Genomic DNA, 23,069 nt, shown 5'->3' with positions numbered 1-23,069 from the left:
TGACCTCTCGATTCGCCTGACCTACTGACCAGGGCCCCGGAGACCGCTCTCTCCGGGGCCCTGCTCGGGCCCGAGAACGCGGTCGAGCAGCCAGGCGGCGTCCTGGTCCAGGTCCTGCTCGGCGACGACCACAGCGGCCACCCGGTCGCCGTCGGCGAGTTCCAGCCGGTACACGTACCGGTCGGGCTGCGGGCGGCCCGTGCCCGAAGGCCGCTCGATCAGCCGGACGGCGACAGCCTCCAGCCGGCCGGCGTCGGGCTCGGCCGAGGTGTCCAGTTCGCCACTGGTCCGCAGACCGGCGAATCCGCCGCTGCGGCTGACTGTGAGAAACACCGAATACTCCCCGGGTCGTGGTCGGTCCAAACCTTCCCGGAGTCGCCGGATTCTGTCCAGGTCCGCGCGACACGCCGACGAATTCTCACCTGCCGCGAAGGCCATCACCCGGCGTACAGGACGCGATGGCCGACCTTGTCGCCGGCGCGAAAGGCTCACACCCGTGGACGCCGGGACGAATCAGCAGGTCGCCGGGGGTTTCGTTGTCTGCGCACCCTTGACCGACGGCCCGCCGGGCGCGTGATCGGGCCGTCAGGACCCGATCACGCAGCGTGGCAGGCGGCAACTTTATGCGACACGTGTTCGTGGTCACCCCTTCCACCAAGCCCCAGATCGGCTACAGTTGTCGCGTTGCAGTTTTGGACTCCCATTGACTTTCGCTGTGCTGCATGGCCGGTTTTGTCGTCTGGGGCCTTTCGGCGACACGTGGCTCATGAGGTGTGGGTCACGGTTTGTTACAAGCCATCAAGGAGATAGACACAAATGGCTGTCGGTACTGTCAAGTGGTTCAACGCTGACAAGGGCTTCGGCTTCATCACCCCGGATGACGGTGGCGCGGACGTGTTCGCGCACTACTCGGCCATCCAGACCTCGGGCTTCCGCTCGCTGGACGAGAACCAGCGCGTCGAGTTCGAGATCACCCAGGGCCAGAAGGGCCTGCAGGCGGAGAACATCCGCCCGATCTGATCCCCGGATCAGCTCGACCCTTCCAGCACGAGACGAACGGGCCGTCCACCTTCGGGTGGGCGGCCCGTTCGCCGTTGTCCGGCCGGTCACACCGCCGATTGCCGGGAGTATGGATCGGGGTACCAGGTCGGCCACAGCGAAGCGAGGAGATCGATGACCGAGCAGAACGGCAACTACAGCCGTGAGCACGAGACCGAGGGCGAGCGTCTCGACCGGCACTGGAACGAGTTGCTGCAGGAACTGCGGCTGGCCCAGACCGGCACTCAGATCCTGTTCGCGTTCCTGCTCAGCATCGCCTTCCAGGTCCGGTTCCAGGACTCCGACGAGTTCACCCACGACGTCTTCGCCGGCACGCTGATCGCCTGTGCGCTCAGCGTCTGCCTGTTCCTCGCACCGGTGTCGTTCCACCGGATGGTCTTCCAGCAACGGCTGCGCGACCGGCTGGTCCCGATGGCCCACCACCTGGCCAGCGCCGGCATGGCCTTCCTGATCCTCGCGATGAGCGGCGGCGTCCTGCTCGCCCTGGACGTCGTCCTGCACCGGACCACCGCGATCGTCACCGTCGTGATCATCTTCGTGCTCTTCGTCCTGTTCTGGTACGCGCTGCCCGCCTACGTCAGGGCGCAGCGCGACGAAGACGAGGAATGACCTCGGTCGCCACCTTCTCCAGCACGGCTTCGCTGCCGGCGTAGACACCCTCGGCGCGCGGCCAGTGGGTGATCACGTCGGTGAAGCCGAGGTCCGCGGCGCGGCCGACGGCATCCTCGAAGGCGTCGGCACTGGTCAGCGAGTACTGCTTGGAGTCCAGTGACAGGTACCGGTCGAACGACCGCCCTTCCTCCAGTACGTCGTCCAGCCGGCGGCTGAGGTCGGCGACCGAGGTCCACCAGCTGTCCAGGTCGTCGGCCTTGCCGCCGGTCGTCACCCAGCCGGCGCCGTACCGGGTGGCCAGGCGCAGCGACCGCGGGCCGTTGGCCGCCATCACGAACGGGACGCGCGGTCGCTGCACGCAGCCGGGCAGCGTCCGGCCGTTGCGGGTTTCGAAGTACTCACCCCGATGGTCGACCCGGTCGGTCGTCAGCAGCTTGTCGAGCAGCTCGGTGAACTCGGTCAGCCGGTCGACCTTCTGCCGCGGACTCAGCTCGGGTCCGCCGAGGATCGTCGAGTCGATCCCGCCGCCGGATCCGATGCCGCACAGGAAGCGCCCGTTCGAGATGTCGTCGAGGGCGAGGATGTCGCGGGTCAACGTGAGCGGGTGACGGAAATTGGGCGAGGTGACGAAGGTGCCCAGCTTCACCGTCGAGGTGACGAGGGCGGCCGCGGTCAGGGTCGGTGTGGTGCCGTACCAGGGTGAGTCCTGCAACCCGCTCCAGGTCAGGTGGTCGTAGGTCCACGCGTGGTCGAAGCCGAGCTCCTCGGCGGCGCGCCACTTCGGCGCCGCCTCGCTCCAGCGGTACTCCGGCAGGATCGTGATTCCGAATCGCATGCTGCGCAGACTAGACCTCGACAGCGCACTGTGGCCGGGACCACACGATAGTTGCATTTCGCCCCGATCTTCGGCACGGTCGTAAGGCAGTTCCCCCGAATCTTCGAAAAGGAGGCGCGCCGCAGCGAGGCGTGTATCACCAGTGGCGATCGACATCGACGGCCAGCACGTGTCCCCCGACCACGAGAACGAGCACCCTGCACTGGCGACCCCGCCACCACCTGGCAGCCGAAGTCACGGCTCAGGACTGGACCGCGTCGTCTTCGGCGTGACCGCGGTGATCGCCCTGGCCTTCGTGGTCTGGGGATTCACCAACTCCGCCGGCCTCGGTACGGCGTCCGAGAGCGCACTGACCTGGGTCGAGACCAACACCGGCTGGCTGTTCGTGCTGCTGGCGTCGGGTTTTGTCGTCTTCGTGCTGTGGCTGGCCGCCGGCCGGTACGGACGGATCCCGCTCGGCGCCGACGACGAGCAGCCCGAGTTCCGCACGGTGTCGTGGGTCGCGATGATGTTCAGCGCCGGGATGGGCATCGGCCTGATGTTCTACGGCGTCAGTGAGCCGCTGTCGCACTTCACCGCTCCCCCGCCCGGCACCGTCGAGGCCGGATCGTCGCAGGCGCTGGAGACGGCGATGGCGACCACCTTGTTCCACTGGACCCTGCACCCGTGGGCGATCTACGCCGTGGTCGGCATCGCGATTGCCTACGGCACCTTTCGGCGCGGCCGCTCGCAGCTGATCAGCTCGGCGTTCGCGCCGCTGCTCGGCCGCCGCACCGAAGGACCGATCGGCAAGGTGATCGACAGCCTGGCGATCTTCGCGACACTGTTCGGCTCGGCCGCGTCGCTCGGGCTGGGTGCGTTGCAGATCGGGTCCGGCGTACAGATCCTCGGCTGGATGGACAAAACCGGCAACGGGGTCCTGGTCGGCGTGATCGCGATCCTGACCGCGGCCTTCGTCGCCTCGGCCGTCTCCGGTGTTGCCAAGGGCATCCAGTGGCTGTCGAACATCAACATGGTGCTCGCGGTCGTGCTGGCCGTGTTCGTGTTCGTGGTCGGACCGACCGTGCTGATCCTCAACCTGGTGCCGACCGCGATCGGCGACTACTTCCGCGACCTGGCCTCGATGGCCGCCCGAACCGAGGCCAGCGGCGGCGACGCGATGGCCAAGTGGCTGTCGGGCTGGACCGTCTTCTACTGGGCCTGGTGGATCTCCTGGACGCCGTTCGTCGGCATGTTCATCGCCCGGATCAGCCGCGGCCGGACGATCCGGCAGTTCGTCACCGGCGTGCTGCTGGTTCCCTCGATGGTCAGCCTGGTCTGGTTCTGCGTGTTCGGCGGCGCCGCGATCGACACCCAGCGCAACGGGGTGGACATCGCCGGCCAGTCGACGTCGGAGGGGCAGCTGTTCGGGCTGCTGGACCAGTTCCCGCTCGCGTCGGTGACGACGATCCTGGTCGTCGTCCTGGTGGCGATCTTTTTCGTGTCCGGCGCGGACGCCGCGTCGATCGTGATGGGCACGCTGTCCGAGCGCGGCGCGATCGCGCCGAAGAAGCCGACCGTCGTCTTCTGGGGTGTGCTGACCGGCGCGGTCGCGGCGGTGATGCTGCTGGCCGGCGGTGGCGGCGCCGAAGCGCTGCAGGGCTTGCAGAACCTGACGATCGTCGCCGCGCTGCCGTTCGCGCTGGTGATGGTCGGGCTGGCGGTTGCGCTGGCCAAGGACCTGCGCACCGATCCGCTGATGCTGCGCCGCGAGATCGGCACCGAGGCGGTGGAGAACGCGGTGATCGAGGGCGTGACCGCGCACGGCGACGACTTCGCCCTGGTCGTCACCGGCAACGGGCACGACAAGCATCCCGACGTCCCGGAGTCGCCGCAGCCGCGGGACGCCGTACCGCAGCCGAAAGCGTCACCCCGGGAATAAATTGAGGGCTCAACTATCTTGGAAGGTATACGACTTCCGAGAGGTGGAACCCCGCATGAAGAGTCCGGTGCTGTACCTGAGCCACGGGGCACCGCCGCTGGCCGACGACCGTGAGTGGACGGCCGAGCTGGCGGCGGTGTCGGCCGGCGTCGCCCGGCCGACCGCGATCCTGATCGTGTCGGCGCACTGGGAGGCCGCGCCGCTCACGCTCGCCGCGACCGAGACCGTGCCGCTGCTGTACGACTTCTGGGGCTTCCCGGAGCGCTACTACCAGGTCCAGTACGCCGCTCCGGGGGCTCCCGAGCTCGCCGACCAGGTGCGCAAGCTGCTGCAGGTCCCGGGCACGCCCGTGTACGACGATCCGTCGCGGGGGCTCGATCACGGCGCCTACGTACCGCTGAAGGAGATGTACCCGGAGGCGGACATCCCCGTGCTGCAGGTCTCGATGCCGACGCTGGATCCGGCCGCGCTGTTCGCGATCGGGCGCAAGCTGGCGCCGTTGCGGGACCAGGGCGTGCTGATCGTGGGCAGCGGGTTCACCACCCACAACCTGCGGGCGATCAACCTCGCCGGATCGCCGGCGGCGCCGGCTCCGACCTGGTCGGTGGAGTTCGACGACTGGGCCCGGCGCGCACTGGCGGAGGAGGACGTCGACGCGCTGATCGACTTCCTGCACAAGGCGCCGGCGGCCGGGATCGCCCATCCGCGCACCGAGCACTTCGCGCCGCTGTTCGTGTCCCTGGGCGCGGCCGAGGAGTCGCTCGGCTCGGCCGAGACCGTCGTGGACGGCTTCTGGTACGGGCTGTCGAAGCGCTCCTGGCAGCTCGGCTGACTCCCCGCCCCTCGGCCCCATTTCGACGGTTAACCCATGGGGTTGTGGGTTCTACCTCGGCATACGGTCGTGGAACCCACAGCGCGGAGGGTCAACCGTTCAAATGGCGGGAGTCGGGAAGTGCGCCAGGGTGCTGGTGCCGATGCTGCTCAGCCAGACCTTGCCGTCGCGCTCCCGCACACCAGTGGGCATGTGGAACTTCGGGTGGGTGCCACGCAGGTCGTGCACCAGGCGACCGGCGTCGTCGTACGCCTGGATCTCGATGATGTCGGCTGGTTTCGGTTTCAACGGGTCGGGCAGCGCCCAGACGATCTTGCGCAGGACCGGCGGCTTGGGCAGCAGTACGTCGAGAACGGTGTTTCGCGGTGACCCGATCGCGACCCAGATCAGCCCGTCGGAGCCGCGGGAGATGTTGTCCGGCAGTCCCGGGACCGGCGTGACCAGCTCGGGTTCGGCGCCGTCGGTGGTCAGGTCGAGCTTGAAGAGTCCGTAGCCGGCGGTCTCGGCGTAGAACAACGTCCGCTGGTCGCCGCTGAGCGCCACGCCGTTCGGGAACGCGCGTCCGGTGGCGAGGCGCGTGAGTTCGCCGTCCGGGCGCAGGCGGTAGACGCTGCCGGTCGTCGTGTGCTCGAGCAGATCGGCCATCCACTCGTCGACGCCGAACCGGGTCGAGGAGTCGGTGAAGTAGATCGTGCCGTCGTCGGCGACGTCGGCGTTGTTGCAGAACCGCATCGGCCGGCCGTCGACCTCACCGAGCAGCGTCGTCACGCGGCCGTCGCGGTCCATCGTGAGCAGGCCGCGGTTCGCGTCGCAGATCAGCACCTTGCCGTCGGCGAGCCACTCCAGTCCGAGCGGCCGTCCGCCCGTGTCGGCCAGCGTGGTGATCGTCCGGCCGTCCGCGCTGACCCGCAGGATCCGCCCGTCGAGCAGGCCGGTCAGCACGCTGCCGTCTTCGTCGATGAGCGTGTCCTCGGGCCCCTCCCCCGGCATCGCGACGACCTCAACCGTCAGGTGCTTGGGCTGCCGAATCGGCGGGGCGGGCGGCGGCGTCCAGCGAACTGGCGCGATACGCGACTTCATACCCGCAGCCTAGAAGCCCGGCTGTCCTGGTAGGAACCGACCGCGCGTGTCACCCCACTTTGTTGCCTTCCGCAACAGCTAGTCGGTGGCGCCCAGCAGGCGGCGGGTGAGCGTGTCCCGGGCGGAGAGCAGCTCGGCGGCGGCTGCCTGGAGGTGAGAGTCGTCCGGGGCATCGCCGGATTCGGCGGCCAGGAGCACCGCACGGCGTACCAGCTCTTTGGCGAAGGAGGCCGTGGTGCCTTGGGTCTGGGCGACGATCTGGTCGATCACCGCCGGACTGAGGTCGAGGGTCGGACCGTAGAGCCTGAGCAGGCGGGCGCGACCGGCCGCGTCGGGCAGCGGCACCTCCACCGCGAGGTCGACCCGGCCGGGGCGTTCAGCCAGGGCCGGTTCGAGGATGTCGGCGCGGTTGGTGGTGAGCAGGAACGCGACGTCGGCGTCCTCAGCCAGGCCGTCCATCTCGTTCAGGACCTGGAAGAGCAGCGGATTCTCGTTGCCGTGCGCGAAGTCGCGGGACTCTGCGATCAGATCGACGTCCTCCAGTACGACGAGCGCCGGCTGCAGCTTGCGCGCCAGGGCGCAGGCCTCACCGACGTACCGGATGCTCATGCCGGCCAGCAGCACGACCGTGAACTCGGGCAGTCGCGACAGCAGGTACCGCACGGTGTGCGTCTTGCCCGTGCCCGGCGGCCCGTACAGCAGGACACCGCGGCGCAGATGCTGGCCGCCCCGCAACAACGCCTCCCGATGCTCGGCGACGCCGATCACCTCACGCTCGACCCGCTCCAGTACGCCGTCCGGCAGCACCACGTCGTCGCGCGAGACCCCCGGCCGCGCGTGCAACCGGAACGGCCCGACCCCGTGACCGAAGTCGTGCGGCTCGAACGACACCACCTTGCCGCGGAACACGTTGCGCTCGCGGATCAGGTCCGGCAGCGCCTGCAGCAGCCGCTCCCCCGCGTCCCGCGACGTCGCCAGCACCTCCAGCAGCATCGTCAGCCGCCCGTGCTGCGGGCTCGCGGCACGCACCAACGCGGCGTACCGGTCCTCGCCCTGGCGGCCGAGGTAGAAACCGAAGGCGACGCAGTCCATCTCGACGCCGACGTCGATCGCGATCCGCTGGTAGTCCACCGCGCCGATCCCCCACCGCCCGTGGGCGGCCGCCAGCTCGAGCAGCTCCCCCAGCGAGTGGTGCACACGGTCGGTACCTGTCAGGCCGACCACCTCCGCGCTGTCGAACCAGCTCTCCAGCGCCAGCTGCACGTTCGGCAGGTCGAACGACGGAAAGGTCGCCGCGATCACCGGCAGGTCCTGGGGCTCGACCTCCAGATGGGCGCGGAGCCGGTCGCGCAGGTTCTCCCTGGCGATCCCGCTCGGCGTCTCCTGCATCCGCTCCAGGAATGCCCGGAACAAGCGAGCGAACTCCGCGACCTCGTCCTGCTCCGTCATGACGCCCCCCAGCCCGGATCACGGGATGTAACGGAGGGGTCCTCCGATACGCCCTATAGGATTCTCACTATGACATCGACTGAGTCCACCGAGCGCCCGTACGCCGCCTTCCCGGTTCGCATCGGTGTTCAGATCCAGCCCCAGCACGCGCAGTACGCCGACATCCGCCGCACCGTCGCCAAGGTCGAGGAGCTCGGCGTCGACGTGGTGTTCAACTGGGACCACTTCTACCCGCTGTCCGGTGAGCCCGAAGGACTGCACTTCGAGGCCTGGACGATGCTGGCCGCCTGGGCGGAGGCGACCGAGCGGATCGAGTTCGGCGCGCTGGTGACCTGCAACTCCTACCGCAACCCCGACCTGCTGGCCGACATGGCCCGCACGGTCGACCACATCAGCGAGGGCCGGCTGATCTTCGGCATCGGGTCCGGCTGGTTCGAGAAGGACTACGACGAGTACGGCTACCCGTTCGGTACGGCGGGCGGACGGCTCGACGCGCTCGGTGAGGCGCTGCCGCGGATCGAGCAGCGCTGGGCCAAGCTGAACCCCAAGCCGACCCGGGACATCCCGGTGCTGATCGGTGGTGGTGGCGAGAAGAAGACACTGAAGCTGGTCGCCCAGCACGCCAACATCTGGCACGGGTTCGGTGACGCCGAGACGATCGCGCACAAGCACGCCGTCCTGGACGGGCACTGCGCGACGATCGGCCGCGACCCGGGCGAGATCGAGCGGTCCGCGGCGGTCGGCGACAAGAGCCCCGAGGAGGTCGGCAAGGCGATGCTCGACGTCGGCACCCGCCTGTTCACGTTGAGCACCTCCGGCCCGGACTACGACCTCGGCCTGGTCCGCGACTGGCTGGCCTGGCGCGACGAGGTCAACGCCAAGGCCTGATGCGCCGCTGGTGCCCGTGCTCATGGTTCTGAGCACGGGCACCATGCCTTTTGCCCGAACGTCGCGGCGTGCTACTGGAACGTCGCGGCCGCCTGCTCGACGCGGGTGCGGTGCGCGGTCCACCACGCCTCGTCGCGGTCGGCGATGTTCGGGTTGGCGGCGCGCAGGCCGACCGCCTTGTCGATGCCCTCGCGCAGGATGTCCGCGTGGCCGGCGTGCCGGTTGGTCTCGGCGATCACGTGCACCAGGATCTGGTGCAGCGTGACCTCGCCCTCGCGCCACCACGCAACGGTGCCCACCGCATCCAGGTCGAGCGTCTCGATGGTGGCGTCGGCGTGCTCCTGGACCCGGCGGTAGAGGCCGGTCAGCTGCTCCCGCGTCTCGTCCGGCGTCGCCCACAGGTCCGCTTCGGGCTCCGCGTCGTCGTCCCACCACGGCAGGTGCTCGGGGAACGGCCGTCCGAAGGTGTCACCGAAGTAGCCGGCCTCGACGATCGTCAGATGCTTGACCAAGCCGAGCAGGTTGGTCGCCGTCGGGGTGAGCGGCCGGCGTACGTCGTACTCGGACAGGCCGTCGAGCTTCCAGAGCATCGCCTCGCGGGCCGAGCGCAGATAGGTGTGCAGGGTCTGTTTGGGGTCCGTGATCGTCACGGGGGCCACCCTAGGCGGACCCGGGCGGGGCTTCGCTAGGATTTCCGCCATGCCTACGCTGCCTACGAACGGTTCGGTGCTGCCCATCACGCGGTGGGGCGAGGACGTGATGCACCGGCTGAACAAGCCGGTCACCGACTTCGGCGACGAGCTGCAGAAGCTGGTCGCCGACATGGTCGCGACGATGAACGCGGCCGAGGGCGTCGGGCTGGCCGCGAACCAGGTGGGCGTCGACCTGCAGCTGTTCGTGTTCGACTGCCCGGACAAGAACGGCGTCCGCCACCAGGGAGTCGTCTGCAACCCGAAGCTCGAGCTGCCCGAGGGCAAGGACCGCCAGCTGGACGAGGGCGAGGAAGGCTGCCTGTCGCTGCCCGGGGCGTTCACCAAGTGCGCCCGCCCGGACTTCGCCCGGGTGACCGGCGTCGACCAGCACGGCGAGCCGGTCTCGTACGAGGGCGACGGCCTGCTCGCCCGCTGCCTGCAGCACGAGACCGACCACACCCAGGGCATGGTGTTCGGCGACCGGCTGTCCCGCAAGTACAAGCGCCGCCTCTTCGCCGAGGCCGAGGAACTCGCCCCCGACTACCCGGCGGACTGGCCGGTCTCCCCGATGCTGAACGCCGACCAGCACGAGGACCAGCCGGTCAGCGAGTGACCCGCTGACTGGTCGCCGGGTTCCCGGTGATCGGACGTCCGGCCTGCCGGGTCACTTGCCGGTGAGGGCTTCGGGGGTCTTGGTGGGGTTGAGGGACGGGTGGGTTGTGGCCGGCTGGTCGAGCTCGGGTGCCTTGGGTTGCTGGGGTAGTTCGGGCTGGGGTTGCTCGGAGGGCTGGGGCTCGTCGGCGTTCGAGGTCGACTTGGGTGGCGCCTCGGTGGGTGTCGAGCGTTCCAGGAAGCGGAGCAGTTCGACCGGGAAGGGCAGGACGAGCGTCGAGTTCTTCTCGGCGGCGACCTCGACGACGGTCTGCAGCAGGCGGAGCTGGAGGGCGGCGGGGTGCTCGGCCATCACCTCGGCGGCCTGGCCGAGTTTCTCCGAGGCCTGCAGTTCGCCGTCCGCGGTGATGATCCGGGCCCGGCGTTCGCGCTCGGCCTCGGCCTGGCGCGACATCGAGCGTTTCATCGTCTCCGGCAGCGCGACGTCCTTGATCTCGACGCGTTCGATGTGCACGCCCCAGTCGAGCGCGGGGCTGTCGATCATCAGCTCCATGCCCTGGTTGAGGCGTTCGCGGTTGGACAGCAGGTCGTCCAGGTCGCTCTTGCCGATGATCGAGCGCAGCGAGGTCTGCGCGACCTGGCCGATCGCGGACGTGTAGTCCTGGACGTCGACCGCCGCTCGCACCGGGTCGACCACGCTGAAGTAGACGACCGCGTCGACGCGCACGGTGACGTTGTCGCGGGTGATGCCGTCCTGGGCCGGGACCGGCATCGTGATGATCTGCATGTTGACCTTCTGCAGCCGGTCGACGAACGGGACCAGCATCGCCAGCCCCGGTTCACGGACCTGCGGCAGCACGCGCCCGAACCGGTAGACCACCCCGCGCTCGAACTGCTTGACCACCCGCACGGACAGCGCCGCTCCGACCAGTACGGCGGCCACGACGGCGAGCACCACGATCAGGAAAAACATGTCTCCTCCGATCCCGCTGTTATATCGTAACACGATATAGTCGCGGTGGCGCCGGTGGACGGCGACCGGAGGAGGATGGTTGTGCAGGCCGACAGCAAGCCGTTGACGAAGGCGGATTTCGAGGCGCTGGCCCGGTTCCGCTTCGGGATCCGGCGCTATCTGCGGTTCAGCGAGCAGACCGTGCGCGGTCACGGGCTGACGCCGCAGCAGTACCAGCTTCTGCTCGCGCTGAAAGGGTTTCCGGGCCGCGAGTGGGCGACGATGAGCGAGGTCGCCGAGCGCCTCCAGCTCCGTCACCACAGCGCTGGTGAGCTCGTGAACCGCGCGCAGTCCCAGGGACTGGTCCAGCGGCTTCCGCATCCCGACGATGCACGATCCGTCCGGGTAGAGCTGACCGAGGACGGCCAGCACGCGTTGGCCCGTCTCAGTTCCCTGCACCGCGACGAACTGCGCCGGATGGAGGAGGCACTGACCCTGCCACACTGGAGTGAACCGTCCTGAGCATCCGTTGCCCGTAGCAACCACTGCGCCCGGAGGACTTCGTTGAACGACGTACCTGCTGCTGTCGCGACCGCCGTCAGCCGCCCGCCGGGGTTGCTGGCCGGTAGGCGGTCGTGATGCGCGACCCCACGGCGTACGAGCGGGCCACGATCGAACTCGACCTGCCGGTGGTCGAGCGATGGGTGGCGGCACGCCCGGAGCTCGGCGGTGAGGTGGTGATCGATCGCGACGAGTACGACTCGAACGTGGGGCACGTCCTGGTGGTGGTCTGGTTGCGCGACCACTCGGCCGTACGGCGTACGCGTGAGCAACTGGTCGAGGTGATGGCACGACCGGAGCATCTGCGCGTACGCCGGTGGATGCCGGACCCGGCAGATGTCGAGCGGCTCCGGGCGATCGTGCAAGCGATGCGGGCCGAGGGGCCGGGGCGTGCGCGGATCAGCTTCACCGGGCTCGACGGAGAGACCGGGTTCCTGGTGGTCGGGCTGGATCGGCGAGACCCGGATTTCGCGGCGGAGATCGAGGCGGTTCGGCCGGGGTGGGTGCGGGTGCTGCCCGACCCGATGGGTGTGGCGCCGGCTCGACGGCGGGACTCCGGCTAGTTGACTTGGGTGTGCTGGGCTCGGGTGTCGGCTGCGGCCAGGCCGGCGCGGAGGGACTCTTGGGCGCCGGGGGGCCAGGGGCCTGAGGCGGCCAGGGGGATTTCGGCGATGAAGCGGCGCTCGGGTTCCGGGATCTTGGCGACGACGAGGTCGGGGTTCTTGGCGGCGGTCGCGTAGAGGTCGGGGCCGTCGGCGTAGAAGAGGTCGGCGGCGACCAGCCGGCCGTCGGTGGCGCGCATCACGTTGGACGGGTTGGTGTCGAGCGGGCCGCACCAGGGCAGCTCGCGCAGTGCCTGGGTGTGGATGCGGCGTACGACGTCGACGAGTTCGGCGACGTGCGGGGCTCGGGTGGTGATCGCCTGGTGGAACGCGATCGCGTCGGGTGTGGGGACCGGGTTGAGCCACTCCATCAGCTGGAAGTCGCCGCCGCCGGTGAGGCGGCGATGTGCGAACAGCAACGGGACCTGCCGGGTGTGGGCGGCCTCCCGGTAGAGCGCCGCGGTGTATGGCCCGGTGGGGTCGAACGGGCTGATCCGCGCGGCGGCGGCGCCGTCCGGGGAGCGCAGCGCGATGGCCCAGTCGCCGGCGCCGCACGGCGTCCACCCGGCCGCGCGAAGGACTCGCTCGACCTCGCGGTGATCGGCGTCCGGCTCGATCAGCGCGAGCGTGTCACGGTAGGCGTCGGCTTCGTCCGGTCTCACGGTGTGCGCTCCTCGAAGTGGTCGGTGCCGATCCCCATCCCACCATCCCCGTCCACCGGTTTTCGTCGCTAAGCTGCCGGGGTGCCGTCGACGCCGAGCGAACCAGGGTCCAAGCGCCCGGTCACGCTCGACGACGTCGCCCGCCACGCGGGCGTCTCCCAGCCGACCGCCTCGCGGGTGCTGAACGGCAGCGCCCGCAAGGTCGCGGAGAGCTATCGCGAGCGGGTGCTCGCGGCGGCACGTCAGCTCGGCTACACCCCGAACCTGCCGGCCCAGGCGATGGCCCGCGGCACGTCGCGCACGGTCGCGCTCGTGATCAGCCTGATCGCCGACCCGTACTTCTCCGCGATGGCCGCCGAGATCATGAAGCAGGCCGAGGCGATCGGCCTGCACGTGTCGATCGCCGTCACCGAGCGGCACGCCGAGCGCGAGCTCGACCTGGTCCGCGAGCTGCGCGGCCAGCAGCCACGGGCGATCATCCTGGCCGGCACCGGGTACGTCGACCCGCCGTCGGAGCAGGACCTGATCGACGAGCTGCGCCGGTACGAGGAGACCGGCGGGCGCGTCGTTCTGATCAGCCGCAACGATCTGCCCTTCGAGACCGTCGACTTCGACAACCACGAAGGGGCGCGGCAGCTTGCCCGGCAGCTCGCTCAACTCGGCTACCACCGTTGCCTGGTCCTCGGCAGTGCCACTCCCCTGCTCTCGATGCAGCGCCGGGTCGATGGCTTCGTGCAGGGGCTGGTCGAGTCGGGCGCGGGCGATGCGCGGGTGCATCACCCAGACTTCAGTTGGGTGGGGGCCCGCGACTACGTGTTGTCCCTCACCGACGACGAGCTTCGCGACCTGCAGTTGGTGTTCGCCGTCACCGACGACATGGCGCTCGGCGCCCTGGCCGGCCTTCGCGAGCGGGGCCTGCGCATCCCCGAGGACGTCGGCGTGGCCGGCTTCGACGACATCAGCACGTTGCGCGACGTCGTACCGAAGCTGACCACTGTCCACGTCGACCTGGCCGCCGTCGCGGAGGAGGCCGTGTACCGGGCGACCTCCCATGAGCCGGAGCTGGTTCGTCGTACGGCGCCCGCGTACCCGGTGCTGCGGGACAGTACTCCCCCACTCAGGCCAGGGGCTTGAGCGCCCGCGCCGAGTTCCACAGGACGCCTCGGTTGCCGCGGTCCGGGTAGGCCTCGACGACGGCCGCGTAGAGCTCCTCGGTGGTGTGTGTGCGTTCGACGACGGCCGCGAAGTCCTTCAGGTAGCGGCGGGTTTCGCCGATCCAGCGCGGGCTGTCGTCGCCGTCGAAAGGCTTGTGGCCGGCGACAACTGCTTTCGGGTTCAGGGCTTCCAGGGTGTCGAGTGCGGCCAGCCAGTGCTCGAGGCCGTCGTTGCCGGACTCAACGAGATAGGGATGGATGTTGTCGTAGACCGAGTCACCGGCGACGACGAGGCCGATCGACTCGACGTACAGGCCGGTGGTGCTGTCGGTGTCGGTGTGGCCGAGGTCGAGCGTGGTGAGCTCCTCGCCTTCCAGGACGAGCTTGCCGTCGAGCGGTTCGGCGACGACCGGGTGCTCGGTGAGCTGGCCGGGGAACCGGGTGCCCCAGAAGTCGTCGAGCCAACGCGGGCTGAGCTGGCCGCGCATGGCCTCGACCACCGCCGGCGCCGCGACGACCTTGGCGGACGGGAACCGCGCGAGGATCTCCGGTACGCCGAAGAAGTGGTCGCCGTGCCCGTGGGTGATGAAGACCGTGGTGAGTTCCTTGCCTTTGGCAGCGATCCATCCGGCCAGGTCCTGCGCCTCGGACCGGGTCATCAGGGCGTCGACCAGGACGGCGTGGCGGTCGCCGGCTATCAGCGTGGCGGTCGTCGGTGACCACATCCGGCGGGTCTCCCCCGGCGGCAGGTCGGAGGAGACGACTGGTTTCGACGGTGCGACGTACGTGGTGTAGGTGAGCATGTTCGCGTCCTCGGGTCCGGGCGGCTTGGTTGCCGCAGTCCCCAGATTCGCTCGCTCGGCGGAGGCTCAGAAGGGCACGACTTCCTAGGTGCGCGGCTCCTACGAAGTCGCGAGCAGCTCCAACGCCGCCGCGCTCGGGCTGCCCGGTTCGGCGGTGCCCACCAGGAGCTGCAGGCCGGGAGCGGCGCGCACGTCGAAGGTCTGGTACGTCAGCTCGATCCGCCCCGCGCGAGGATGGAAGAAGATCTTGTACGCCCGGCTGAACCCCCGCGCGGTCTGGTCGGACCAGATCGTCGCGAACTCTGGCGACGTAACGAGCAGCTCGTCCACCAGCGCGCGGATCCCAGGGTCGTCCGGGAAGGACCCGGCGTTCAGCCGGACGGCGTGCACCGCGCGGGTCGCCACGGCGGTCCAGTCGCCGAAGATGTCGCCGGCCCTCGGGTGCTGGAACATCATCCGCAGCATGTTCGTCATCCCGAACGGCGCGAGCAGCGCCTCGGCGACCCGGTTCGCGGCGAGGATCTCGTACGCCGGATCGAGCACGTACGCCGCGGCCGTCGGGAAGTTGTCGAGCAGTTGGAGCAACGACGGGTGCACGCTGTCGCGCCCCGCCCCCAGCACCGGCGCGGGAGTCAGCCCGGCCAGCCGGAACAGATGGCTGCGGGCATCGGCGTCGAGCCGGAACGCGTGCGCGATCCCGTTCAGCACCTGCGGCGACGGGTTGCGCTCGCGACCCTGCTCGAGGCGGGTGTAGTAGTCCGCGCTGACCACCGCCAGCACCGCGACCTCTTCCCGCCGCAACCCGGCGACCCGCCGGTCCCCACCCGCCGGCAACCTTACCGCCGCGGGATCCACCCGCGCCCGCTGCGCCCGGAGGAAGTCGCCCAGCTCGCCGTTCTCCACGGCTGCCAGGCTACCGGGCCGCGTCCCGCCATGCGGTTGCCGTGATGGAGTAGATCGTGGCGTCGAACGTCACGCCGTCCTCCTCGAGTTCCGCCGTGTGGTCGAAGGTCATACCGAGGCGTCGCATCACGGCGATGCTGCGGAGATTCGGTGTGTCCGTGACGGCGATGACTCGGGGCAGCTCGAGTTCGAGGAAGGCGTGGGTAAGCCAAGAGGCCGCCGCTTCGGTGGCGTAGCCGTGGCCCCAGTGTTCGCGGGCCAGGCGCCAGCCGAGCTGGAGGTCGTCGGGGTACCACTGTTCGCGGCTCAGACCGCAGGCTCCGAGGAAGGCGCCGTCGGACCGGCGTTCGATCGCCAGGAAGCCGAAGTTCTCGGCGGCGTACTGGGCGTTGACCTGCTCGGCGATCAGGTCGGAGGCGGCGCGGGTGAGGGGTTCGCCGCCGAGATAGCGCACCACCTCGGGATCGGTGTTCAGCGCTGCCCAGGGTTCCAGATCGGATGCCTGGAAAGGCCTCAGCAGCAGGCGTTCCGTCGTTCGCATGGTCAGGGACGGGTGGCGTAGAAGGCGACGGCGGCCGAGGACGCCACGTTGAGGGAGTCGACGCCGCCGGACATCGGGATGCGGACGATGAGGTCGGATTCCGCGAGGACGTGGGGTTTGAGGCCGTGGCCTTCGGTGCCGAAGATCAGGGCGAGTTTCTCGTCGTGACGCGCGGCGAGGGCGTCGAGGGTGATGGAGTCGTCGGTGAGAGCGAGGGCGGCGGTGACGAAGCCGTGCTGTTTGAGCTTGCTCAGGTCGCCGGGCCAGGAGGCCAGGCGCGTCCACGGGACTTGGAAGACGGTGCCCATGGAGACCTTGACCGAGCGGCGGTAGAGCGGGTCGGCGCAGGTCGGCGTGACCAGGACCGCGTCGACACCCATGGCAGCGGCGGCGCGGAAGCCGGCGCCGACGTTGGTGTGGTCGACGATGTCGTCGAAGATCGCGATCCGGCCGTGCTGGACGCCGTCCAGGAGGGTGTCGAGGTCGGCGGGCGGCCGGCGCTTGTACGACGCGAGCGCGCCGCGGTGCACGTGGAAGCCGGTGACACGCTCGGCGAGTTCCTCGGAGACCAGATAGACGGGTGCCTCCGGCCACTTCTCCACCACGTCGGCCAGGGACTCCAGCCAGCGCGGCGCGAGCAGGAAGGAGCGCGGCGCGTAGCCGGCGTCGGCGGCGCGGCGGATCACCTTGTCGCCCTCGGCGATGAACAGGCCGTGCTCCTCTTCGAGCAACCGGCGCAAGTTCACCTCCCGCAGCTGCACGTAGTCCGCGAGCCGCGGGTCGTCGGCCTCGGTGACCTCGACGATCACCGGCGGACCTGGGCCGCCACGTCGACGACGTTGCCGATGACAACGATCGCGGGTGCGCCCAACCCGGCCGACTGGGCGGTTTCGGCGATCGTGGTCAGGTCGGCGGTGACCATGCGCTGACCGGGCAGCGTGCCGTCCGCGATGACGGCGGCCGGCGTCGTCGCCGGACGGCCGTGCTCGATCAGCGTGGCGGTGATCTTCGGCAAGTTCTCGACAGCCATCAGGAGAACCAGCGTGCCGGTCAGCTGGGCCAACGCCGCCCAGTTGACCAGCGAGTCCGGGTGGTCCGGCGGGATGTGGCCCGAGACGACGGTGAACTCGTGGGTCACGCCGCGATGGGTGACGGGGATTCCGGACACGGCGGGCACGGAGATCGAGCTGGTGATACCCGGAACGACCGTCCAGGTGACCCCGGCCTCCGCGCAGGCGATGGCCTCCTCGAAGCCGCGGCCGAACACGTACGGATCGCCGCCCTTCAGCCGTACGACGAGCTTGCCGGCCAGCGCCCGGTCGACGAGGATCCGGTTGATCTCCTCCTGCTGCGCCGAGCGTCCGCGCGGCAGCTTGGCGGCGTCGATCAGCTCGACCTCGGGATGCAACTCGTCCAGCAGCTGCTGCGGCGCGAGGCGGTCGGCAACCACGACGTCCGCCTCGGCGAGCAGCCGGCGGCCGCGGACCGTGATCAGGTCGGGATCACCCGGTCCTCCACCGACGAGAAAGACGCCGGGTTGCTTGTCGAGCGAGTCGCGCGCACCGAGCGCGCCCGTGCGCAGCTCCTCCAGAATCGCGTCCCGTACGGCGGCCGACCGGCGATGGTCACCGGCCCCGAGCACGCCGATGGTGACGTGGTCGTGCTGACCGGACGCCGGCGTCCAGGCGGTCGCGCGGGAGCGGTCGTCGGAGCGGACGCAGAAGATCCGCCGCTGCTCGGCCTCGGCCGACACCTGGTCGTTGACCTCGGCGTCGTCGGTCGCGACCACGACGTACCAGGCGCCCTCCAGGTCACCGGGCGTGTAGCCGCGCTCGACCCAGCGCAGGTCGGGGTTCGTCAGCAGACCCTCGATCGTCGGGGTGATCGCGGGTGAGATCACGTCGATCTGGGCGCCGGTCTCGAGCAGGCGCGGCAGGCGCCGCTGAGCGACACCGCCGCCACCGACGACCACGACCCGGCGCCCGGTCAGCACCAGGCCCGACAGGTACGGCGAAGGCTCGGTCACGCGTCCTCCCCAGCAGTGATTCCGGCCGACTCGAAGGTGGCCATTTCGGTCAGGGCTCGCATGGCGCAGGTGAGAATCGGATAGGCCAGCACAGCCCCGGTGCCTTCGCCCAGGCGCAGGTCCAGGTCGACCAGGGGCTGAAGGCCGAGGGTCTTCAGGGCGACGGCGTGGCCTGGTTCGGCGGAGCGGTGGCCGGCGACACAGTAGTCGATGGTCGACGGGTGCAGCGCCTGGGCGACCAAGGCGGCGGCGCCGGCGATGACGCCGTCCAGGATGACCGGGACCTTGTTGGCGGCCGCGCCGAGGATGTAGCCGGTGAGGGCCGCGTGCTCGAGACCGCCGTACGCCGCGAGGGCGCTCAGCGGTTCGGTGGCGGGGACCTCGTGCAGGGCCAGGGCGGCCTCGACCACGGCGGTCTTGTGCGCGAGGGTCGCGTCGTCGATGCCGGTACCGCGGCCGGTGACCTGGCCGGCCGTCGTACCGGTGAATGTGGCGATCAGGGCGGCCGACGCGGTGGTGTTCGCGATGCCCATGTCACCGGTGAGCAGGCAGCGGTAGCCGTCGGCGACGAGCTGGTCGGCGAGCTCGAAGCCGACCGCGACGGCGGCCAGCACCTCGTCGGCGGTCAGGGCGGCGCCGACCGACAGGTCGCGGGTGCCGGCGCGAACCTTGGCGTGCACGATGTCCAGGTCGTCCACGTCGGTCGCGACGCCGACGTCGACCACCCGGACGTCGACCTGGTTGTTGGTGGCGAACGCGTTCACCGCGGCGCCGCCGGCGGCGAAGTTCGCGAGCATCGCGGCGGTCACCTCCTGCGGCCAGGGAGAAACCCCCTGCGCGTGCACTCCGTGGTCGGCCGCGAACACCGTCACCACGGCCGGCGCCGGCACCGCCGGCGCGCCCGTCATGCCCGCCACCCGCACGGACAGCTCCTCCAGTACGCCGAGTGAACCAGCCGGTTTGGTGAGCAGCCGCTGACGCTGCGTGGCGGCCGCCATCGCCGTCTCGTCGGCCGGGCCGATCCGGGCCAGGTACTCCTCCACCGCAGCTCCTCCAGTTCGTCGTCCGGCCGTCTGGACACGGCCAGCCCTGATCTTCCCATCTCCGCGACCGTGCCCCGCCCGGAGTGCGCGACAGATGGACAGTAATGTCGGAATCACCACACGTCGCGAGATCCCGGGAGGATCACAGATGTCGCTCGAACGGCCGGTCGCGCAGGACCCGTACGAGAAGCTGCCCGCGGTGGGCTCCTTCACCGTCACCAGTACCGACTTCACCGACGGCGAGCCGCTCGCCGACGCCCAGGTCTTTGCCGCCGGCAACACGTCGCCGCAGCTCAGCTGGTCTGGGTTCCCGGCGGAGACCAAGGGCTTCGTGGTGACCTGCTACGACCCCGACGCGCCGACCCCGTCCGGGTTCTGGCACTGGGTGCTGGTCAACCTGCCCGCCGACGTCACCGAGCTGCCGGCCGGCGCCGGCGCGACCGAGCGGCTGTCGAACGGCGCGTTCCACGTCCGCAACGACTACGGCACGAAGAACTACGGCGGCGCGGCCCCGCCGGCCGGCGACCCGGCGCACCGCTACTACTTCGTCGTGCATGCGCTCGACGTCGAGAAGCTGGACGTCGACGAGGAGGCCAGTGCGGCGGTGGTCAGCTTCAACCTGGCCTTCCACACCCTGGCCCGCGCGATCGCCACGCCGGTTTACCAGACGGCCGAGTGACAGCCTGTACGGCGGGGAGCCCGGCTCCCCGCCGTACGGGTCCTCAGTCCTTGATGCCCGACTGGGTCACGCCCTGGATCAGGTAGCGCTGCAGGAACGCGAAGATCAGCACCAGCGGCAGGATCGACACGGCCACCGCCATGAACAGCTCGTGGATGTTGATCGTCTGCGCGGTGACGAAGGTGGACAGCGCGACCTGGATGGTCCATGACGACGAGTCCTGCCCGATCACCAGCGGCCACAGGAACGAGTTCCAGTTGCCGATGAAGGTGATCGCCGCGATCGCCGCGAAGAACGGCAGCGAGTTGGGCACGACGATCCGCCAGAACGTACCGAAGTACCCGGCGCCGTCGACCCGCGCGGCCTCCTCGAGTTCGCGCGGGAAGCTCAGGAAGTACTGCCGGAACAGGAACGCGGCGAACCCACTGAACAGTGTCGGGATGATCAGTCCGCGCAGCGAGCTGACCCAGCCCAGCGACGAGACCACGACGAAGGTCGGGATGAACGTCACCGCGCCGGGGATCATCAGCGTCGCCACCACGGCGTAGAAGACCTTGTCGGCGTGCCGGTACGGGATCCGGGCCAGGCCGTAGCCGGCCATCGATGCCAGCAGCAACTGCCCGCCGGTCCCGAGCACGCCGACCACCGCCGAGTTCCACAGTGCCCGGGCGATCGGCACGCTCTCGTCGTTGAACAGCTCGCTGACGTTGCCCCATTGCAGTTCTTTGGGGAACAGCGTCCAGTCCGGCGCCGTGATGTCGGCCTCGGTCGCCAGCGCGTTGCGCAGTACCAGGTAGAACGGCAGCAGGAACAGGACCACCGCGATCGCCAGCGCGACCCAGCGCAGGGCCTGGGTGATCCGGCCGAGCCGGCTGCGGGAGTATCCGATCGGCTGCGGCGTCCCGGTGGTGCGCTCCGCCGTGGCCATCAGTCCCCCGCCTTTCCGAACCCGAAGATCTTGTTCTGCAGCAAGGTGACCACCATGATGATCGCCGCCAGGATCAGCGCGCCCGCGCTGCCGCGCCCGAGGTCCTGGATCGTGCCGAGCGAGATCCCGTACAGGTAGACCAGCGGCGGCCGGGCGAAGTTGACGTTGCCGAGCAGGTTGTAGAACTCGTCGAAGGCCTGGTACGCCGCGATCAGGTTCAGGATCAGCACCGCGACCGCCGTCGCCCGCAGCTGCGGCCAGGTGATGTGGCGGAACACCTGCCAGCCCGGTTTCGCGCCGTCCACGTACGCCGCCTCGTACAGCGCCGGCGAGATCCGCTGCAAGCCGGCGATGAACAGGATCATGTAGAAACCGAGCTGCAGCCACAGCCGGACGGTGATGATCGGGATCCAGTACCAGGGCGGGTCCACGGTCGACAGCCAGGCGATCTGCTCGATGCCGAACCAGCCGAGCACGGTGTTGGCCAGGCCGAACCGGACGCCGTTGAAGATCGACAACTTCCAGATCAGCGACGCCACGACGTACGAGCACGCGGTGGGCAGGAAGAACACCGACCGGAAGAACGCGCGGGCCACCTTCACCTGGTTGACCAGCAGGGCCAGCGCCAGCGACAGCACGAAGGTCAGCGGCACGATGAACAGCGCGAACACCGAGAACGTGCCGAGGCTGGACAGGAAGTTGTCGTCGGTCAGCATGTCGACGTAGTTCTGCACGCCGACGAACTTGGTCGGGGTGACGGTGTTCTGGGCCTCGAAGAAGCTCAGCACCAGACTCCACAGGATCGGCAGGTAGCTGAAGATCAGCAGGCCGATCACGAACGGCCCGACGAACAGCCAGAACGACCAGGTGGTGCCGGCGATGCCCCTCGAGGTGGTGCGCCGGCTCATCCGAACAGCCGGGACAGTTCCGTGCCGACGGTCTTCTCGGCCTTGCTGATCTCGGCGGCCGGATCGGCGCCCTTGCGGATGATGTTGGTCAGCATGTCACCGAAGGCGGTGCCCATCTTCGGCGTCCAGGCCGGGTTGTCGGTGCGGCCGTACTGCTCGTTCAGCTTCACCGTCTCGGCCGCGGCACCGGCCTGCAGCTTCGCGGCCTTGGCGGCCAGGCTCTTGCGCGGCGGGATGTGGAAGCCGTAGTTCAGGCACCAGTCCTCCTGGAACTCCGCCTGGTCGATCCACAGCCACTTGACGAACTTCTTCGCCGCGTCGACGTTCGCGCTCTTGGCCGACACGAACTGCGTCCAGCCGCCGGAGTAGACCGCCGGCGTGCCCTGCGCGTCCAGCGCCGGGAACGCGAACACGCCGAGGTCGTCGCCGAACGCCTTCTGCATCGCCGGCAGCGCCCACATCCCGATCCACTGCATCGCCACCAGGCCCTGCAGGAACGCTCCGGGATCGGTCCAGTCGGTCGGTGCGCCGAGCAACGTCGCCTTGCTGGTGTACAGCTCGCGCAACTTGCTGAAGGCCAGCGCCGCACGGTCGCCGGTGAAGCCGGGCTGGTTGTCCTTGGTCAGGTACGCGCCGCCGGACGACCACAGCGCCGGACCGCCGAGCGCCAGGCCGCCGTCGTTGCCGACGAAGATGCCCTTGACCTTGTCGGTGGTGAGCGTCTTGGCCGCCGCGATCAGGTCGTCGATCGTCTGCGGCGGCTGGATCCCGGCCTTGTCGAACAGGCTCTTGCGGTAGTAGATCACCTGCGGGTCGACGATCATCCGGATCCCGTAGACCTTGCCGTCGACCGTGTTGGTGGCCAGGTCCTCGGCGCTGAAGTCGTCCTTCACGCCCTCCAGCAGATCGTCCAGCGCGACCACCTGGTTGCTCTTCACCATCGCGATGTTCAACTGGCTCTCGAAGACGTCAGGGCCCTTGCTGGACAGCAGTCCCGACGACAGCTTGGCGCCGTAGTCGCCCGGCGTCCACTGCACGCTGACCGTCGCGTCGCCGTACGCCTTGGCGTACTTGAGCGCGGCCTCGCGGGTCCCGGTCTCGCCGTACTGGTGGTACCACTGCGCGAGCGCGGGTTTGCCGCCACCTCCCCCGCTGCCCGCGGGGCGCCCGGTGTTGCCGCCGCAGGCGGCGGTGAACGCGGCGAGGGCGGCCAGGCCGCCGGTTCGTTTGAGCAGATCGCGCCGGGACAGACCGGCATTCGGGCGACGGGCAGCCATCACTCCACCTCCGCGAGCAGCGTCCGGGACCCGGGGGTCCCGGAGGGGTC

Annotated in this window: 26 protein-coding genes; 10 read left to right on the top strand and 16 right to left on the bottom strand. The window is 69.5% G+C overall.

The window, feature by feature from the left end:
- Positions 1-21: 21 nt before the first annotated feature.
- Positions 22-333, bottom strand: a complete 312-nt coding sequence (locus tag ACQPXM_RS19305; RefSeq protein ID WP_432950514.1) for a protealysin inhibitor emfourin — start codon at positions 331-333, stop codon at positions 22-24.
- Positions 334-816: 483 nt separating this feature from the next.
- Here ACQPXM_RS19305 and ACQPXM_RS19300 point away from each other — a divergent pair, with 483 nt between their 5' ends.
- Together ACQPXM_RS19300 and ACQPXM_RS19295 are read left to right on the top strand one after the other, a co-directional pair.
- Entirely contained in the window at positions 817-1,020 is a 204-nt protein-coding gene (locus tag ACQPXM_RS19300) for a cold-shock protein (RefSeq protein WP_012921273.1), read from the top strand.
- Between the two features lie 153 nt (positions 1,021-1,173).
- Positions 1,174-1,668: a DUF6328 family protein gene (locus ACQPXM_RS19295; RefSeq protein WP_432950511.1), complete on the top strand. Its 495-nt coding sequence runs from the start codon at positions 1,174-1,176 to the stop codon at positions 1,666-1,668.
- On the opposite strand, the gene ACQPXM_RS19290 is transcribed toward ACQPXM_RS19295, so the two are convergent.
- On the bottom strand, positions 1,637-2,506 hold the full coding sequence (locus ACQPXM_RS19290; protein WP_432950509.1) for an LLM class flavin-dependent oxidoreductase: 870 nt from the start codon (positions 2,504-2,506) through the stop codon (positions 1,637-1,639). The two genes, ACQPXM_RS19295 and ACQPXM_RS19290, sit on opposite strands and share 32 nt — an antisense overlap.
- A gap of 142 nt (positions 2,507-2,648) precedes the next feature.
- On the opposite strand from ACQPXM_RS19290, the gene ACQPXM_RS19285 reads away from it, so the two are divergent.
- Together ACQPXM_RS19285 and ACQPXM_RS19280 are read left to right on the top strand one after the other, a co-directional pair.
- Complete coding sequence (locus tag ACQPXM_RS19285; protein ID WP_432950508.1) at positions 2,649-4,427, top strand: BCCT family transporter; 1,779 nt, start codon at positions 2,649-2,651, stop codon at positions 4,425-4,427.
- A 55-nt stretch (positions 4,428-4,482) separates the two neighbouring features.
- A complete protein-coding gene (locus tag ACQPXM_RS19280) occupies positions 4,483-5,259 on the top strand; it encodes a dioxygenase family protein (protein ID WP_432950506.1) in 777 nt (258 codons plus the stop codon).
- Between the two features lie 99 nt (positions 5,260-5,358).
- On the opposite strand, the gene ACQPXM_RS19275 is transcribed toward ACQPXM_RS19280, so the two are convergent.
- Together ACQPXM_RS19275 and ACQPXM_RS19270 are read right to left on the bottom strand one after the other, a co-directional pair.
- Positions 5,359-6,339: an SMP-30/gluconolactonase/LRE family protein gene (locus tag ACQPXM_RS19275; protein ID WP_432950504.1), complete on the bottom strand. Its 981-nt coding sequence runs from the start codon at positions 6,337-6,339 to the stop codon at positions 5,359-5,361.
- Positions 6,340-6,417: 78 nt separating this feature from the next.
- Complete coding sequence (locus tag ACQPXM_RS19270; RefSeq protein ID WP_432950502.1) at positions 6,418-7,788, bottom strand: AAA family ATPase; 1,371 nt, start codon at positions 7,786-7,788, stop codon at positions 6,418-6,420.
- Positions 7,789-7,857: 69 nt separating this feature from the next.
- Here ACQPXM_RS19270 and ACQPXM_RS19265 point away from each other — a divergent pair, with 69 nt between their 5' ends.
- A complete protein-coding gene (locus ACQPXM_RS19265; protein WP_077016398.1) occupies positions 7,858-8,676 on the top strand; it encodes an LLM class F420-dependent oxidoreductase in 819 nt (272 codons plus the stop codon).
- Between the two features lie 71 nt (positions 8,677-8,747).
- Here ACQPXM_RS19265 and ACQPXM_RS19260 read toward each other — a convergent pair whose 3' ends face one another.
- Positions 8,748-9,326 carry a DinB family protein gene (locus tag ACQPXM_RS19260; RefSeq protein WP_432950499.1) on the bottom strand — a complete coding sequence of 193 codons (579 nt, stop codon included), beginning with the start codon at positions 9,324-9,326 and terminating at the stop codon, positions 8,748-8,750.
- A gap of 49 nt (positions 9,327-9,375) precedes the next feature.
- Here ACQPXM_RS19260 and def point away from each other — a divergent pair, with 49 nt between their 5' ends.
- The gene (gene def / locus ACQPXM_RS19255) at positions 9,376-9,981 is read left to right on the top strand and encodes a peptide deformylase (RefSeq protein ID WP_432950497.1); all 606 of its coding nucleotides are present in this window, start codon (positions 9,376-9,378) and stop codon (positions 9,979-9,981) included.
- A 51-nt stretch (positions 9,982-10,032) separates the two neighbouring features.
- Here the strand turns inward: def and ACQPXM_RS19250 are convergent, their stop codons facing one another.
- Positions 10,033-10,953 carry a slipin family protein gene (locus ACQPXM_RS19250; RefSeq protein WP_432950495.1) on the bottom strand — a complete coding sequence of 307 codons (921 nt, stop codon included), beginning with the start codon at positions 10,951-10,953 and terminating at the stop codon, positions 10,033-10,035.
- Between the two features lie 81 nt (positions 10,954-11,034).
- Between ACQPXM_RS19250 and ACQPXM_RS19245 the strand changes: the two genes are divergently transcribed.
- Positions 11,035-11,454: a MarR family winged helix-turn-helix transcriptional regulator gene (locus ACQPXM_RS19245; protein WP_432950493.1), complete on the top strand. Its 420-nt coding sequence runs from the start codon at positions 11,035-11,037 to the stop codon at positions 11,452-11,454.
- Between the two features lie 116 nt (positions 11,455-11,570).
- The gene (locus tag ACQPXM_RS19240) at positions 11,571-12,056 is read left to right on the top strand and encodes a hypothetical protein (protein ID WP_432950491.1); all 486 of its coding nucleotides are present in this window, start codon (positions 11,571-11,573) and stop codon (positions 12,054-12,056) included.
- On the opposite strand, the gene ACQPXM_RS19235 is transcribed toward ACQPXM_RS19240, so the two are convergent.
- A complete protein-coding gene (locus tag ACQPXM_RS19235) occupies positions 12,053-12,757 on the bottom strand; it encodes a hypothetical protein (RefSeq protein ID WP_432950489.1) in 705 nt (234 codons plus the stop codon). The two genes, ACQPXM_RS19240 and ACQPXM_RS19235, sit on opposite strands and share 4 nt — an antisense overlap.
- Positions 12,758-12,838: 81 nt before the next feature.
- On the opposite strand from ACQPXM_RS19235, the gene ACQPXM_RS19230 reads away from it, so the two are divergent.
- Complete coding sequence (locus ACQPXM_RS19230) at positions 12,839-13,891, top strand: LacI family DNA-binding transcriptional regulator (protein ID WP_432950487.1); 1,053 nt, start codon at positions 12,839-12,841, stop codon at positions 13,889-13,891.
- Here the strand turns inward: ACQPXM_RS19230 and ACQPXM_RS19225 are convergent.
- The 6 genes from ACQPXM_RS19225 to cobT form a co-directional block, all read right to left on the bottom strand.
- On the bottom strand, positions 13,875-14,714 hold the full coding sequence (locus tag ACQPXM_RS19225) for an MBL fold metallo-hydrolase (RefSeq protein ID WP_432950485.1): 840 nt from the start codon (positions 14,712-14,714) through the stop codon (positions 13,875-13,877). The genes ACQPXM_RS19230 and ACQPXM_RS19225 overlap by 17 nt on opposite strands.
- A gap of 99 nt (positions 14,715-14,813) precedes the next feature.
- Entirely contained in the window at positions 14,814-15,617 is an 804-nt protein-coding gene (locus ACQPXM_RS19220) for a helix-turn-helix transcriptional regulator (protein ID WP_432950483.1), read from the bottom strand.
- A gap of 10 nt (positions 15,618-15,627) precedes the next feature.
- On the bottom strand, positions 15,628-16,158 hold the full coding sequence (locus tag ACQPXM_RS19215; RefSeq protein WP_432950481.1) for a GNAT family N-acetyltransferase: 531 nt from the start codon (positions 16,156-16,158) through the stop codon (positions 15,628-15,630).
- A gap of 2 nt (positions 16,159-16,160) precedes the next feature.
- On the bottom strand, positions 16,161-16,967 hold the full coding sequence (locus ACQPXM_RS19210) for a TrmH family RNA methyltransferase (RefSeq protein WP_432950479.1): 807 nt from the start codon (positions 16,965-16,967) through the stop codon (positions 16,161-16,163).
- Complete coding sequence (gene cobA / locus ACQPXM_RS19205) at positions 16,964-18,184, bottom strand: uroporphyrinogen-III C-methyltransferase (RefSeq protein WP_432950477.1); 1,221 nt, start codon at positions 18,182-18,184, stop codon at positions 16,964-16,966. Before cobA ends, ACQPXM_RS19210 begins: the two co-directional genes overlap by 4 nt.
- On the bottom strand, positions 18,181-19,227 hold the full coding sequence (gene cobT / locus ACQPXM_RS19200) for a nicotinate-nucleotide--dimethylbenzimidazole phosphoribosyltransferase (protein WP_432950475.1): 1,047 nt from the start codon (positions 19,225-19,227) through the stop codon (positions 18,181-18,183). The genes cobA and cobT overlap by 4 nt, the downstream gene beginning before the upstream one ends.
- Positions 19,228-19,375: 148 nt before the next feature.
- Here cobT and ACQPXM_RS19195 point away from each other — a divergent pair, with 148 nt between their 5' ends.
- Positions 19,376-19,906, top strand: coding sequence for a YbhB/YbcL family Raf kinase inhibitor-like protein (locus ACQPXM_RS19195; RefSeq protein WP_432950473.1), 531 nt, complete (start codon positions 19,376-19,378; stop codon positions 19,904-19,906).
- A 43-nt stretch (positions 19,907-19,949) separates the two neighbouring features.
- Here ACQPXM_RS19195 and ACQPXM_RS19190 read toward each other — a convergent pair whose 3' ends face one another.
- The 3 genes from ACQPXM_RS19190 to ACQPXM_RS19180 are packed head-to-tail and all read right to left on the bottom strand — an operon-like array spanning position 19,950 to position 23,019.
- Positions 19,950-20,834 (bottom strand): carbohydrate ABC transporter permease, encoded by an 885-nt coding sequence (locus ACQPXM_RS19190; protein ID WP_432950471.1) that lies wholly within the window; start codon positions 20,832-20,834, stop codon positions 19,950-19,952.
- Positions 20,834-21,742 (bottom strand): carbohydrate ABC transporter permease, encoded by a 909-nt coding sequence (locus ACQPXM_RS19185; RefSeq protein WP_432950469.1) that lies wholly within the window; start codon positions 21,740-21,742, stop codon positions 20,834-20,836. The genes ACQPXM_RS19190 and ACQPXM_RS19185 overlap by 1 nt, the downstream gene beginning before the upstream one ends.
- On the bottom strand, positions 21,739-23,019 hold the full coding sequence (locus ACQPXM_RS19180; protein WP_432950467.1) for an ABC transporter substrate-binding protein: 1,281 nt from the start codon (positions 23,017-23,019) through the stop codon (positions 21,739-21,741). Before ACQPXM_RS19180 ends, ACQPXM_RS19185 begins: the two co-directional genes overlap by 4 nt.
- Between the last annotated feature and the right edge of the window lie 50 nt (positions 23,020-23,069).

This window comes from Kribbella sp. CA-253562, from assembly GCF_050942265.1.
GTDB lineage: Bacteria > Actinomycetota > Actinomycetes > Propionibacteriales > Kribbellaceae > Kribbella.
This window is presented reverse-complemented; position numbering and strand designations above follow the sequence as displayed.